Source organism: Cellulomonas sp. ICMP 17802, assembly GCF_041295535.1.
GTDB lineage: Bacteria > Actinomycetota > Actinomycetes > Actinomycetales > Cellulomonadaceae > Cellulomonas.
Genome location: NZ_JBGFQZ010000049.1, coordinates 1 through 13,045 on the forward strand (window position 1 = coordinate 1; position 13,045 = coordinate 13,045).

The window sequence follows — 13,045 nt, forward strand, 5'->3', positions numbered from 1 at the left end:
CGTCGCGCGCGCGTCGGCCCGACGCCCGGCCGACGTCGAGGCCCTGCTCTACGGACCACCACCCACCGACGACCGCGGGCTGGCCCAGCTGGCCCGCGACCTGGACCATCTCGAGAGCGAGGTTCACCGAACGTGAGCAACGACAGCCCCCAGTGGACGACCACGGCCACCCAGCCCGCGCCGGAGCCGTCGCACGAGCTGCGGGTCGCCCTCGCCGCCGTGCGCACCGAGGTGGCCAAGGCCGTGGTCGGTCAGGACGCCGCGGTCAGCGGCCTCGTCATCGCCCTGCTGTGCCGCGGCCACGTGCTGCTCGAGGGCGTGCCCGGCGTCGCGAAGACGCTGCTGGTCCGCGCGCTGTCCGCCGCGCTCGACCTGCAGACCAAGCGCGTGCAGTTCACGCCCGACCTCATGCCCGGCGACGTGACGGGCTCGCTGGTCTACGACGCCCGCACCGCCGAGTTCTCGTTCCGCGAGGGCCCGGTGTTCACCAACCTGCTGCTCGCCGACGAGATCAACCGGACGCCCCCCAAGACCCAGGCGTCGCTGCTCGAGGCGATGGAGGAGCGGCAGGTCTCGATCGACGGCACGCCGCGCCCGCTGCCCGACCCGTTCCTGGTCATCGCGACGCAGAACCCGGTCGAGTACGAGGGCACGTACACGCTCCCCGAGGCCCAGCTCGACCGGTTCCTGCTCAAGCTGGTCCTCCCCCTGCCGGAGCGCGCCGAGGAGATCGAGGTGCTGGCCCGGCACGCGGCCGGCTTCGACCCGCGCGATCTGGCGGGCGCCGGTCTGCGGCCCGTGGCCGACGCGGCGATGCTCGCCCGCGCGCGGGCGGAGGTCGCGCGCGTGCAGGTGGCGCCCGAGGTGCTGGGCTACGCCGTCGACGTCTGCCGGGCCACCCGCCGGTCGCCGTCGCTCTCCCTGGGCGTGTCCCCCCGCGGCGCGACCGCGCTGCTGGCCACCTCGCGGGCCTGGGCGTGGCTCTCTGGCCGCGGCTACGTCACGCCCGACGACGTCAAGGCGCTCGCCCACCCGACGCTGCGGCACCGCGTCCAGCTGCGAGCCGAGGCCGAGCTCGAGGGCGTCAGCACGGAGAGCGTCCTCGACACGGTGCTGGCGTCCGTCCCCGTCCCGCGCTGACATGGCCGTCACCTGGCGCGCGGTCGTGCTGGCCGCGCTCGGCCTGCCGGCGGTGCTGCTCGTGCCCGCCGGCGCCACGGTGCTGCTGTGGGCGCTGCTCGTCGTGGTCGCGTGCGCCCTCGACGCGTCCCTGGCGGCGTCGCCGCGTCAGGTCGGTGTGCGGCGCGACGTCCCGGCCTCGGTCCGCCTGACCGAGGCCGCCACCTCCACGCTCACCCTGTCGAACGTGGGCCGACGCCGGCTGCGTGGGGTCGTGCGCGACGCGTGGCCGCCGTCGTCGGGTGCCCGGCAGGACCGCCACCGGCTCGACGTGCCGGCGGGAGAGGGCACGCGCGCCCGCACGGTCCTGGTGCCGACGAGGCGCGGCGACGCCCACGCCGACCGTGTGACCGTGCGCACCGTCGGCCCGCTCGGGCTGGCAGGTCGGCAGGCCTCGCTGACGGTGCCGGGCCGGCTGCGCGTGCTGCCCGAGTTCGCGTCGCGCCGGCACCTGCCCAGCCGCCTGGCGCGGCTCAAGGAGCTCGACGGTCGCGCCGCGGTGCAGGTGCGCGGACCCGGCACCGAGTTCGACTCCCTGCGCGAGTACGTGATCGGCGACGACGTGCGCTCGATCGACTGGCGCGCGACCGCGCGACGCTCCGACGTCGTCGTCCGCACCTGGCGGCCCGAGCGCGACCGGCGGGTGCTCATCGTGCTCGACACCGGCCGCACGTCGGCCGTCCGGGTGCTGGACGCGCCGCGCATCGACGCGTCGATCGAGGCGGCGCTGCTGCTCGCCGCGCTCGCCACGCGGGCGGGCGACCGCGTCGAGCTCGTGGTCTTCGACCGCCGCGTGCGCGGCCGCGTCGCCGGTGCGACGGGCCCGCGCGTCATGGCGGCGTTCGCCGACACCCTGGCCCTGGCCGAGCCCGAGCTGGTGGAGACCGACTGGCCCGGGGTCGTGGCCCAGGTGCGCGAGCGGCTCTCGCAGCGGGCGCTGGTCGTGCTGCTCACCGCCCTCGACCCGGCGGCGGTCGAGCAGGGGCTGCTGGGCGTCGTCGGGCAGCTGACCGAGCGGCACCAGGTCGTGCTCGCGTCGGTCGCGGACCCCGAGGTCGACTCCCTGCGCGCCGACCGGGACGGCGCCGCCGCCGTGTTCGACGCGGCGGCCGCCGAGCGGGTCGGCCTCGAGCGCGCCGCCGTCGCCCTGCGGCTCCGGCAGCGCGGCGCCGAGGTGCTCGACGCACTGCCCGACGACCTGGCCCCCCGCCTGGCCGACACCTATCTGGCCCTGAAGGCCGCCGGCCGGCTGTGACCGAGCTGCTCTCGCGCGCGCAGCTCAACCGGGCCCTGCTCGCCCGGCAGCACCTGCTCGCCCGGCACGACGGACCCGCGCTGGACGTCGTCGACCACCTCGTCGGCCTGCAGGCGCAGAACGCCTGGTCGCCGTACGTCGGCCTGTGGAGCCGCGTCGCGGGGTTCCGGACGGACGAGCTCGCGGACGCGTTATGGGCCCGGAGCGTCGCGCGCATCGCCGTCATGCGCGGCACGATCCACCTGGTCACCGCCGCGGACGCGCTGCTGCTGCCCGGCCTGATCGCGCCGCTGTACGCCAAGGACCTGCTGGTCAACGCCGCGCACGCGGCGGGGCTGCGCACGCTCGACGTCCCCGAGCTGACCGCCGCGGCGCGCGCGCTGGTCGAGGCCGAGCCCCGCGTGACCACGGAGCTGGGCCGGCTCCTGGCCGAGCGCTGGCCGGACGTCGCCCCCAGCACGCTGGCCTACGGCGCCCGCGGCACGCTGCCGCTCGTGCAGGTGCCGCCGCGCGGCGTCTGGGGCCGGTCCGGGGCGACCACCTGGACGACGGCGTGGACCTGGTTCGGGCCCGAGCTGTCGGCCGCGGCGCCCGACCTGGCCGACCCCGCCGTGCTCGCCGCCGAGCAGGAGCGGCTGGTCCGGCGCTACCTCGCGGCGTTCGGTCCGGCCTCCGTGGCCGACGTGCAGAGCTGGTCGGGGCTCACCGGGCTGCGGGCCGTCACCGACCGGCTCGACCTCGTCCGGTACCGCGCCGAGCCGTCGCCCGGCGCCGTCCGCGAGCGCGAGGTGCTGGACCTGCCCGGGATGCCGCTGCCCGACCCGTCGGTGCCCGCGCCGGTGCGGTTCCTGGCGGACTACGACAACGTGCTGCTCGGCCACGCCGACCGCACCCGGATCATGTCGCCCGAGCACCGCGCGTTCCTGGCCAGCCCGAACGGCGTCGTGCCGGCCACGTTCCTGCTCGACGGGCGCGTCGCGGGGACGTGGGACGTGCCGCGCGACCTGTCGGCCCGTGGGCCCGTCACGCTCACGGTCCGACCGTTCGCCCGGCCGACCGCGGCGCAGCGCGACCAGCTGCAGGCCGAGGCGGCGGGCCTCGCGGAACTCATGACCGGCGACGCCGCCGAGCCGCGGGTCGTCGTGGTCGATCCGGGCTAGCCAGCCGTCGCCAGCGTGTAGCCGGCCCGGTCGGCCTCGAGGTCGCCCGTGCGCCCCGCCCGGACCGCGCGGCGGCCCAGCACCAGCACGTAGGTCCAGAAGCCGGCGAGCGCGAGCGCGCCGATGCTCACCTTGGCCGCCCACGGCAACCCGGAGCCGGTGACGAACCCCTCGATCAGGCCCGAGACGGCGAGCACCCCGACCAGGCCGATCGCCACGGTGAACAGGGCGCGCGCCTCCTCGGCCAGCGCCCGCCCGCGCGGCCGCGGACCGGGCACCAGCCACGTCCAGAACAGGCGCAGCCCGGCGGCCCCGGCGACGAACACGGCCGTCAGCTCCAGCAGCCCGTGCGGCGCGATGAGCTGCAGGAACACCCCCAGGTGCCCGTGCACGGCCATCATGCCGCCGATCGAGCCCACGCTGATCGCGTTCTGCGCCTGGAAGATCACCGGCAGGACCCCAGAGATTCCGGTGCCGATGCTGATCGCCGTCAGCCACGCGTTGTTGGTCCAGACCATCGCCGCGAACCCGCCGCCCGGCGTGTAGTACTGGGCGAAGGCGTTGTCGACGTAGTCCTGCTGCTCGCTGGGCGTGCCCATCGACGCGAGCGCGTCCGGCTGCGTGGCCACCCAGACGCCGGCGGTGATCGCGAGCACGACGAACGCCGCGGCCACGCCCACCGTCCACCAGCGGATCCGGTAGAGCGCCGCCGGGAGCGAGGCGCCGACGAACGTGGTGACGTCGCGCCAGCTGGGCTCGTGCGTGCCGGCCACGGCCGCCCGCGCGCGCCCCACCAGCATCGACAGCCGCGTCACCATCTCGGGGTCCGGGGCGGCGGACCGGACGGACGAGAGGTCGGTGGCGACGGCCTGGTAGAGCCGCACGAGCTCGTCGGCCTCCGCACCCGTGCGGCGGCGCTGCCGCACCAGCTCGTCGAGGCGCAGCCAGTCGGCCGAGCGCGCCCGCTCGAAGGCGTCCAGATCCATGCGGCACAGCCTGCCATCCCGGAGCCCGGTCCAGCGGCTACCCTGCCCGCATGGACGGCATCATCACGGGCGAGGGTGTCGTCCTCGACTCCCGGCCGGCATCCGCGGCGAGCCGCCTGCTGGCCGCCCTGCTCGACCTGTTGCTGCTCGGCGTCGTGCTGTTCGTGGTGTTCATCGCGCTCAGCGCGGTCATCACGAGCCCGTCCGAGGAGGTCGTGCGGATCGTCGGGGTCGTCTTCCTGGCGACGATCACGGTCGTGCTGCCCACGACGGTGGACACCCTGACCCGCGGGCGCTCGCTGGGCAAGCTCGCGCTGGGCATCCGGATCGTGCGGGACGACGGCGGCCCCATCGTGTTCCGGCAGTCGTTCGTCCGGGCGCTGGTCGGGGTGGGCGAGCTGTGGCTGACGTTCGGCAGCGTGGCGCTGATCTGCTCGATCGTGCACCCGCAGGGCAAGCGGGTCGGCGACATCCTCGCGGGCACCTACGCCGTGCGCGTCCGCGGTGCGGCCAAGGTGCGCACACCGATCGTCATGCCCCCGATGCTGGCCGGGTGGGCGCACACCGCCGACCTCGCGCGCCTGCCCGACGGGCTCGCGCTGTCCGTCCGGCAGTTCCTGGGCCGGGCCGCCTCCCTGCACCCGGCGTCACGCGTGCAGCTGGGCTCCCAGCTCACCGCCGAGGTGCAGCGCTACGTCAACCCGCTGCCGCCGCTGGGCACGCACCCGGAGGCCTTCCTCGCCGCCGTGCTCGCCGAGCGCCGCGACCGCGAGCTGGTCACCCGCCTGCGCGCCGGGGAGCGGGACGCCGCGGAGTCGTCGCTGCTGCAGCGGCTCCCCCACGGCGTCCCCGACCCCGTCGACTGACCTCAGTACCGGTAGTGCTCCGGCTTGTACGGGCCGGACACGTCCACGCCGAGGTACTCCGCCTGGGTCTTGGTGAGCTCGGTGAGCCGCACGCCCAGGGCGTCCAGGTGCAGCCGCGCCACCTTCTCGTCGAGCACCTTGGGCAGGCGGTACACCTCGCGGGCGTAGTCGCCCGGCTTGGTGAACAGCTCGATCTGGCCGATGACCTGGTTGGAGAACGAGTTGCTCATGACGAACGACGGGTGCCCCGTCGCGTTGCCGAGGTTGAGCAGGCGCCCCTCCGACAGCACGATGATCGAGCGCTCTTCCCGGTCGCCGTCCGCGGGGAAGGTCCACTCGTGCACCTGCGGCTTGATCTCGGTGCGCGTGATCCCCGGGACGGCGGCGAGGCCGGCCATGTCGATCTCGTTGTCGAAGTGCCCGATGTTGCCGACGACCGCCTTGTTCTTCATGCGGGCCATCTGCGCGGCCGAGATGACGTCCTTGTTGCCGGTGGTCGTGATGAAGAAGTCGGCCTGGCCGAGCACGTCCTCGAGCAGCGCGACCTGGTACCCGTCCATCGCCGCCTGCAGGGCGCAGATCGGGTCCACCTCGGAGACGATCACGCGCGCGCCCTGGCCCCGGAAGGCCTCCGCCGCGCCCTTGCCCACGTCGCCGTAGCCCGCGACGAACGCGACCTTGCCGCCCATGAGCACGTCGGTGGCCCGGTTGATCCCGTCGGGCAGCGAGTGCCGGATGCCGTACTTGTTGTCGAACTTGGACTTGGTGACGGAGTCGTTGACGTTGATGGCCGGGAACAGCAGCCCGCCGGCCTCCGCCAGCTGGTACAGCCGGTGCACGCCCGTGGTGGTCTCCTCGGTCACGCCCTTGATCCGGGCCGCGATCGTGGTCCAGCGCCGGGGGTCGGCGGCCAGCGAGCGGCGCAGGGTGCCGAGGATGACCAGCAGCTCGTCGGAGTACCCCGCGTCCCCGGGTGCCGGGTCGGTGGGCACGGCACCGGCGGCCTCGTACTCGACGCCCTTGTGCACCAGCAGGGTCGCGTCGCCCCCGTCGTCGAGGATCATGTTCGGGCCCTCGCCGCCGGGCCACACGAGGATCTGCTCGGTGCAGTCCCAGTACTCCTCGAGCGACTCGCCCTTCCACGCGAACACGGGCACGCCGGCCGGGGCGTCCACGGTGCCGGCCGGGCCGACGACGATCGCCGCCGCGGCCTCGTCCTGCGTGGAGAAGATGTTGCACGACGCCCAGCGGACGTCGGCACCGAGCGCCACGAGCGTCTCGATGAGCACGGCCGTCTGCACGGTCATGTGCAGCGAGCCGGCGATGCGCGCGCCCGCGAGGGGCTGCGAGGGACCGAACTCGGTGCGCAGGGCCATGAGCCCCGGCATCTCGTGCTCGGCGAGGCGGATCTGGTGGCGTCCGGCCTCCGCGAGGGACAGGTCGCGGACCTTGTAGCTGCCGGGGAGCTCAGAAAACGCTGCGGACGTGGACATCTCACTCCTGAGGGTGTGCTGCGGTGGGCGGGCACGACGAAACCAGGTCATGGCCCTCGTCGTTCACGCCGGCGCGACCCCTCTCGGTCTGCGGGCATCACCCACGCCGTCCGGGCCATGCTAGCCCCGGGTGACCTCCGTCACGTCCGCGTCGTCGGCGGCGCGGCGCAGGTCCGGCTCGAGGTAGATGGTCGTCGCGATGGGCACGGCCGCCCGCACGCGCGCCTCGGCGGCGTCGATCGCGGCGGCCACGTCCGCGGCGCTCTCCGCGGCGGCCACCTCGATCTTGGCGGCCACCAGCAGCTCCTCCGGCCCGAGGTGCAGCGTGCGCAGGTGGATCACCGACCCGACCCCCTCGCCCACCAGCGCGCCCTCGATCGCCGCGACGTCCTTGGCCGACGCGGACTCACCGAGCAGCAGCGACTTCGTCTCGAGCGCGAGCACGACCGCGATGAGCACGAGCAGGATGCCGATGCCCGCGGTGCCGAGCGCGTCGAACCTGCCGTCGCCGGTGATCAGGGTCATGCCGACGCCGAACAGGGCGAGGACCAGGCCGATCAGCGCGCCGAAGTCCTCGAGCAGCACCACGGGCAGCTCGGGCGCCTTGGCGGTCCGGATGAACGAGACCCACGACTGCTGCCCGCGGATCTCGTTGGACTCGTGGATGGCGGTGCGGAACGAGAACCCCTCGAGCCCGAGGGCGACGACCAGCACGACCAGCGGGACCCACCACCAGCGGCCCTCGATCGGGTGCGGGTCCTGCCACTTGTGCCACGCCTCGTAGAGGGCGAACAGGCCACCGAGCGAGAACAGGATGATCGACACGATGAACGCGTAGACGTACCGCTCGCGGCCGTAGCCGAACGGGTGCTCCTCGTCCGCCTCCCGCTGCGCCCGGCGGCCGCCGACGAGCAGCAGCAGCTGGTTGCCGGAGTCGGCCAGCGAGTGCACCGACTCGGCCAGCATCGAGCTGGAGAGCGTGAGCAGGTACGCGATGAACTTGGTCACCGCGATGCCCAGGTTGGCGGCGAGCGCCGCCACGATCGCCTTGTTACCGCCGCCGTGCGCCACTCGGGCTCCTCGGGATCAGTTCGTGGGGGACGGGGGACGAGCGGCCGGGGTCAGTCGCGGCCGACCGGCACGCCCTCGTCGACGAGCAGGACGGGGATGCCGTCGCGCACGGGGTACGCCAACGGGTTCTCGGGGTCCGTGGAGACGAGCGTCGGCTCGCCGTCCGGACCGACGCCGTCGACCAGCGTCGCGCCGGTCACCGGGCAGCGCAGCAGCTCGCGCGCCCACGGCTCCAGGGAGCGCCCGGAGGCCATCAGGCGTCCCCGTCCTGGCGGACGAGCGCGAGCACGTCGTCGCGGACCTTCTCCATGATGTCCTCGTCGGCCGCCTCCACGTTGAGCCGCAGCAGCGGCTCGGTGTTGGACGCGCGCAGGTTGAACCACCACTGCGGGTGCCCGGCCCAGTGCGAGACCGTGAGGCCGTCCAGCTCGTCCACCTGCACCGGGCCCGCGCCCTGCTGGGTCACGTAGGCCTCGATCACGCGGTCGCGCGCGGCCGCGACGTCGGCCACCCGGGAGTTGATCTCGCCGCTCGCCGAGTACGGCTGGTACTGCTCGGAGAGCGCCGACAGCGGGTGCGGCTGGCCCCCGAGCGCCGCGAGCACGTGCATCGCCGCGAGCATCCCGGTGTCCGCGAAGAAGAAGTCGCGGAAGTAGTAGTGCGCACTGTGCTCACCCCCGAAGACGGCGTCGTGCTCGGCCATCTGCGCCTTGATGAACGAGTGGCCGACGCGGGTGCGGACCGTGGTCGCGCCCGCGGCGCCCAGCAGGTCCGGCACCACCTGGGACGTGATGAGGTTGTGGATCACGGTGGGCGTGCGCCCGGCGGCGCGCTCGCGCTCGACCTCGCGCAGCCCCACCAGCGCGGTGATGGCGGACGGGCTCACCGGGTCGCCGTGCTCGTCGATGACGAAGCAGCGGTCGGCGTCGCCGTCGAACGCCAGGCCCAGGTCGGCGTCGTGCTCCACGACCGCCGCCTGCAGGTCCCGCAGGTTCTCGGGCTCCAGCGGGTTGGCCTCGTGGTTGGGGAACGTGCCGTCCAGCTCGAAGTACAGGGGCACGATGTCGAGAGGCAGCGCGGGCAGGCCGGCGCCCGTGCCGAGCACGGCGGGTGCGGTGAACCCGCCCATGCCGTTGCCCGCGTCGACCACCACCTTGAGCGGTCGGATGCCGGAGAGGTCCACGAGCGACCGCAGGAATGCGGCGTACTCCGCGAGCATGTCGCGGTCCTCGACCGTGCCGCGCTCCGCGGGACCGACCTCGGGGACCGCGCCCGCGGCGAGGTAGTCCCCGGCCAGCTCGCGCACGGTGGTCAGTCCGCTGTCCTGGCCCACCGGGCGGGCCCCGGCCCGGCACAGCTTGATGCCGTTGTACTGCGCCGGGTTGTGGCTCGCGGTGAACATGGCGCCCGGGATGCCCAGGGAGCCCGAGGCGAAGTAGAGACCGTCCGTCGATGCCAGGCCGATCCGGATCACGTCGACCCCGCGCGCGACCAGGCCGTCGGCGAACGCCGCGACGAGCTCGGGGCCGGACGGGCGCATGTCGTTGGCGATGATCACCCGGGGGCGCTCGGTCGCCTCGGGGAGCACCACGACGTCGGCGAACGCGGCGCCGATGGCGCGGGCGACAGCGGGGTTGAGCTCGTCGGGGACCACACCCCGGACGTCGTAGGCCTTGATGAGGGCAGTCAGATCGACACGGTCGGCTGCAGGGGAGGTCACCCGGTCATCGTACCCGCGGCGCTCCGGCCCCAGTTCAGACGCCGTCGCCTGCGGTCAGGCGTCGCCGCCCACGACCTCGTCGCGGGCCAGGGGCGTCCCGTCGCCGTCGAGCGCGAACCAGTTGCGCTGCTCGCACGACGGGCACGACACGAAGACAACCTGACGACCGTCCGTGAGGCCCATCCGGATGCGGGTCAGCTCGGTCTCGCCGCACTGCAGGCACGCGCCGGACCCCGGGACCACCGGACCGGTCGGCTGGCTGATCGAGCCCAGCGGCTCTCCGGCGCGCTCGGCGCGCGCGCGGGCCGCCTCCCCCTTGCGGCGGGCCACGTCAGCCCTCGCCCCGCAGCACGCGCAGGTGACCCCGGCGCGGCGCCTCGTTCAGGGCGGCGCCGACCGCCTCCGGCAGCCCGACGGGCTCCGGCTCGGGGCGTCGCCCGGCCTCGCGCACCGCGTCCGCGAGGGCGAGCAGGTCGTCCTGGCTGGGCGGGGCGGCCGCGAACTCGGGCGTGAGCCGGACGACCTCCCAGCCGCGCGGCGCCGTGAGCCGCTCCGCGTGCTGCACGCACAGGTCGTACGAGTGCGGCTCGGCGTGCTGCGCCAGCGGACCGAGCACGGCGGTCGAGTCGGCGTACACATAGGTCAGGGTCGCCACAGCGGCGCGCCCGCACGCCGTGCGCGTGCACTGCCTCACGGATCTCACGCGCTGACCGTACCCCTGGCGGCCGACAGCCGTGCCTCCCCACGCCGTCGCCCGGAGGCGATCTACAGTGCAGTGGTGAGCTTCTCGCCCCCTCCGCCCGCCCGCCGCACCCCCGGCGTCGGCCGCCGGATGCTCTCGGTGCCCACCATGACGGTGGCACCCGTCCGGCGTCGCGACCGGCGCGGCCGCGGGCCCCGCGGGCCGCTGCTGCCCAGCACCATGCCCGCCTACCGCACGCGCGCCGAGCGGTTCGACGACCTGGTGCTCGACGCGGTCGAGCGGATCGAGCGCGCCTGGTCCCGCCAGCTCGAGGGCACCGAGTTCGCGGTGGAGGACGTGCCGCCGTCCAACCCGGCGCCGTGGGAGCACGGCGGGGTCCCGCTCGGTCGGTACTTCCCGGCCGACGCCGGCCTCCCGGCGCGCATCGTCGTCTACCGGCGTCCCGTCGAGTCCCGCGCCACGGACCCGCTGGACCTGGCCGACCTGGTGCGCGACGTCGTCGTCGAGCAGGTGGCCCACATGCTGGGGCGGTCGCCCGACGACGTGGACCCGCAGTACGGCGATGCCCATTGATGCCCACTAGCCTGTCCGGACGATGAGCACCGCCCTCCCCCACCCGTCTCCCGCCACCGTCCGCGTCGTCTGCGTCGTCTACCACCCCGGCGACGAGCTGGCGTCCTTCGCCCGGACGCTGGCGACCGCGTCGGCGACGCCGACGGAGCTGGTGATCGTGGACAACGGCACCGACCCGACGGTGGCGCGCGCGGTGGCCGACGAGGTCGGCGCCCGGCTGGTCGCGACGGGCGACAACCTCGGGTACGGGCGGGCCGCGAACCTCGGCGCGCGCGACGCGCAGACCCCGTGGATCGTCGTCGCGAACTCCGACATCGAATGGCAGCCGGGCTCGCTGGACACGCTCGTCGCCGCCGCCGAGGCCCACCCCACGGTCGGTGCCGCCGGTCCCGCGCTGCTCAACACCGACGGCACCGTCTACCCCTCGGCGCGCGAGCTCCCCTCGCTGACGCAGGGCGCCGGCCACGCCGTGTTCGTCCGGCTGTGGCCGGGGAACCCGTGGACCCGCCGCTACCAGGCCCGCCAGCAGACCACCGGTGCCGAGCGCCCCGCGGGCTGGCTGTCCGGCGCCTGCCTGCTGCTGCGCCGCGAGGCGTTCGAGGCGGTCGGCGGGTTCGACGACGGCTACTTCATGTTCTTCGAGGACGTCGACCTGGGCGATCGGCTCGGGCGGGCCGGCTGGACCAACCTCTACGTGCCGCAGGCGCAGGTCACGCACGTGGGCGGCACGTCCTGGCGGGAGAAGCCGGCGAGCATGATCTCGGCGCACCACGCGAGCGCCGCCCGGTACGTCCGGCGCCGCTACCCGCGCTGGTACCAGTGGCCGGTCCGGCAGGCGGCCGCGCTGGGCCTGCGCCTGCGGGAACGCTCCGAGCTGCGCGCCGCGCGCTGAGTCAGCGCGTCCCGAGCCGCGGGTCCTCGCGGACCGCGACGTCGGGCGTCGTGAGCGGGACGGGCACGGGGTCGAGCACCGAGACGAGCATCCCGTCCGGGCGGTCGACCTCGGCCACCAGCGCCCAGGCGAGCTCGACGTCGGCGCCGTCGTCGGTCACCAGGTCCACCCCGACCACCTTGCCGGGCGCCCGCGACACGACCGGGGGCACGGCCGGGTCCGCCACGACGACGTCGCCGGTCCCCTCGGCCAGCGCGGCGACGTCCCAGGCGCCCGTCGTGCCGGCGCTCAGGCGGACCGTGCGCTCGACCAGCACCGTCCCGCCCTCGCCCAGCAGGCGGAGCCTGGCCGTGGCGTCGCGGCCCGACGTGGGGTCCGTGTGCGACGACACCGCGCCGACCACGAGCACCCCGCGCGTGCCCGTGGGCACCGCCACCACGCCGCTGCGGCCGGCGGCCGTCGAGGCCGCCCAGCCGCGCTCCGAGCTGGGCACGTCGTCGAGCTCACCGAGCGACCCGGGGCGGCTCACGACGGCGGAGGCCAGCACCGGCTGGTCCGCGTCGACGACCGCGGTGTAGGCGCCCGCCGGGAGCCCGCCGAGCGGCACGTCGGTGACCTCGCCGGCGGCCAGCGCCACCGCGTCCGCGCCCGGCAGCTCGGTCACCCCGGTAGGCCCGAGCAGCGTGACGTGGGCGGTCGTGCCGGCGTCGCCGGGAACGAGCAGCCGCAGGGCCGGAGCCGTCACGTCGCCGACCGCCGAGGCGACCACCGAGACGCCCGGCACCACCTGGCGCCGCGCGGGCGCGGTGCCGGGCACCACCAGCTCCGTGCCGGCCGGCGTGAACCCGTCGATGGCCGAGTCCTGGACGTGCACGCCGACGCGGCCCCCGGTGGCGACCACGTGCACGGCGAGGCGCCGCTGCTCCGCGGCGATGCCGCCGAGGACGACGACCCGCTCCGCGCCCGGCGCGACGAGGTACCGCTCGCCGGTCAGGTCGACGGGACCGGACGGCCCCCAGATCTCGAGGGTGACCTCGGCCGGGGTCGAGCCCGCGTTGTCGAGGACCAGCTGCGCCGTGCTGGACAGGTCGGTCGCGCCCCCGAGCAGCCACGCGGCCGCCACGGGCTGCTGGCACGAGGCCGCGGC

Annotated in this window: 14 protein-coding genes; 6 read left to right on the top strand and 8 right to left on the bottom strand. The window is 75.0% G+C overall.

Annotation, left to right across the window (positions count from 1 at the left end; genetic code table 11):
- The first annotated feature begins 132 nt into the window (after positions 1-132).
- Genes AB5970_RS18670 through AB5970_RS18680 form a run of 3 tightly spaced genes read left to right on the top strand, consistent with a single transcriptional unit; the run spans position 133 to position 3,594 of the window.
- Complete coding sequence (locus AB5970_RS18670; protein WP_370505453.1) at positions 133-1,140, top strand: AAA family ATPase; 1,008 nt, start codon at positions 133-135, stop codon at positions 1,138-1,140.
- A gap of 1 nt (position 1,141) precedes the next feature.
- The gene (locus AB5970_RS18675) at positions 1,142-2,434 is read left to right on the top strand and encodes a DUF58 domain-containing protein (RefSeq protein ID WP_370505454.1); all 1,293 of its coding nucleotides are present in this window, start codon (positions 1,142-1,144) and stop codon (positions 2,432-2,434) included.
- Positions 2,431-3,594 carry a winged helix DNA-binding domain-containing protein gene (locus AB5970_RS18680; RefSeq protein WP_370505455.1) on the top strand — a complete coding sequence of 388 codons (1,164 nt, stop codon included), beginning with the start codon at positions 2,431-2,433 and terminating at the stop codon, positions 3,592-3,594. Before AB5970_RS18675 ends, AB5970_RS18680 begins: the two co-directional genes overlap by 4 nt.
- Here the strand turns inward: AB5970_RS18680 and AB5970_RS18685 are convergent.
- Positions 3,591-4,580, bottom strand: coding sequence for a stage II sporulation protein M (locus tag AB5970_RS18685; RefSeq protein WP_370505456.1), 990 nt, complete (start codon positions 4,578-4,580; stop codon positions 3,591-3,593). The genes AB5970_RS18680 and AB5970_RS18685 overlap by 4 nt on opposite strands.
- Before the next feature lie 50 nt (positions 4,581-4,630).
- Here AB5970_RS18685 and AB5970_RS18690 point away from each other — a divergent pair, with 50 nt between their 5' ends.
- Positions 4,631-5,446 carry an RDD family protein gene (locus AB5970_RS18690; protein WP_370505457.1) on the top strand — a complete coding sequence of 272 codons (816 nt, stop codon included), beginning with the start codon at positions 4,631-4,633 and terminating at the stop codon, positions 5,444-5,446.
- 2 nt (positions 5,447-5,448) lie between these two features.
- Here the strand turns inward: AB5970_RS18690 and ahcY are convergent, their stop codons facing one another.
- The 6 genes from ahcY to AB5970_RS18720 all read right to left on the bottom strand — a co-directional run bounded on the left by ahcY (position 5,449) and on the right by AB5970_RS18720 (position 10,433).
- Positions 5,449-6,939, bottom strand: coding sequence for an adenosylhomocysteinase (ahcY, locus tag AB5970_RS18695; protein ID WP_370505458.1), 1,491 nt, complete (start codon positions 6,937-6,939; stop codon positions 5,449-5,451).
- A gap of 120 nt (positions 6,940-7,059) precedes the next feature.
- Positions 7,060-8,010, bottom strand: coding sequence for a cation diffusion facilitator family transporter (locus AB5970_RS18700; RefSeq protein WP_370505459.1), 951 nt, complete (start codon positions 8,008-8,010; stop codon positions 7,060-7,062).
- A gap of 50 nt (positions 8,011-8,060) precedes the next feature.
- Positions 8,061-8,264 (bottom strand): Trm112 family protein, encoded by a 204-nt coding sequence (locus AB5970_RS18705; protein WP_370505460.1) that lies wholly within the window; start codon positions 8,262-8,264, stop codon positions 8,061-8,063.
- On the bottom strand, positions 8,264-9,730 hold the full coding sequence (locus tag AB5970_RS18710) for a phosphomannomutase/phosphoglucomutase (RefSeq protein ID WP_370505461.1): 1,467 nt from the start codon (positions 9,728-9,730) through the stop codon (positions 8,264-8,266). The genes AB5970_RS18705 and AB5970_RS18710 overlap by 1 nt, the downstream gene beginning before the upstream one ends.
- A 54-nt stretch (positions 9,731-9,784) precedes the next feature.
- Positions 9,785-10,060 carry a hypothetical protein gene (locus tag AB5970_RS18715; protein ID WP_370505462.1) on the bottom strand — a complete coding sequence of 92 codons (276 nt, stop codon included), beginning with the start codon at positions 10,058-10,060 and terminating at the stop codon, positions 9,785-9,787.
- Between the two features lies 1 nt (position 10,061).
- Complete coding sequence (locus AB5970_RS18720; RefSeq protein ID WP_370505463.1) at positions 10,062-10,433, bottom strand: DUF3499 domain-containing protein; 372 nt, start codon at positions 10,431-10,433, stop codon at positions 10,062-10,064.
- Between the two features lie 75 nt (positions 10,434-10,508).
- On the opposite strand from AB5970_RS18720, the gene AB5970_RS18725 reads away from it, so the two are divergent.
- Both AB5970_RS18725 and AB5970_RS18730 read left to right on the top strand, forming a co-directional pair.
- Positions 10,509-11,006, top strand: coding sequence for a metallopeptidase family protein (locus AB5970_RS18725; protein ID WP_370505464.1), 498 nt, complete (start codon positions 10,509-10,511; stop codon positions 11,004-11,006).
- Positions 11,007-11,028: 22 nt separating this feature from the next.
- Complete coding sequence (locus tag AB5970_RS18730; RefSeq protein ID WP_370505465.1) at positions 11,029-11,898, top strand: glycosyltransferase family 2 protein; 870 nt, start codon at positions 11,029-11,031, stop codon at positions 11,896-11,898.
- Between the two features lies 1 nt (position 11,899).
- Here AB5970_RS18730 and AB5970_RS18735 read toward each other — a convergent pair.
- The coding region (locus AB5970_RS18735; RefSeq protein ID WP_370505466.1) for a DUF5719 family protein at positions 11,900-13,045 on the bottom strand (1,146 nt) is incomplete at its 5' end.

Coding starts and splice junctions, on each gene's coding strand:
- ahcY (WP_370505458.1), bottom strand. CDS start 6,939: ATGTCCACGTCCGCAGCGTTTTCTGAGCTCCCCGGCAGCTACAAGGTC.
- AB5970_RS18690 (WP_370505457.1), top strand. CDS start 4,631: ATGGACGGCATCATCACGGGCGAGGGTGTCGTCCTCGACTCCCGGCCG.
- AB5970_RS18705 (WP_370505460.1), bottom strand. CDS start 8,264: ATGGCCTCCGGGCGCTCCCTGGAGCCGTGGGCGCGCGAGCTGCTGCGC.
- AB5970_RS18675 (WP_370505454.1), top strand. CDS start 1,142: ATGGCCGTCACCTGGCGCGCGGTCGTGCTGGCCGCGCTCGGCCTGCCG.
- AB5970_RS18685 (WP_370505456.1), bottom strand. CDS start 4,580: ATGGATCTGGACGCCTTCGAGCGGGCGCGCTCGGCCGACTGGCTGCGC.
- AB5970_RS18730 (WP_370505465.1), top strand. CDS start 11,029: ATGAGCACCGCCCTCCCCCACCCGTCTCCCGCCACCGTCCGCGTCGTC.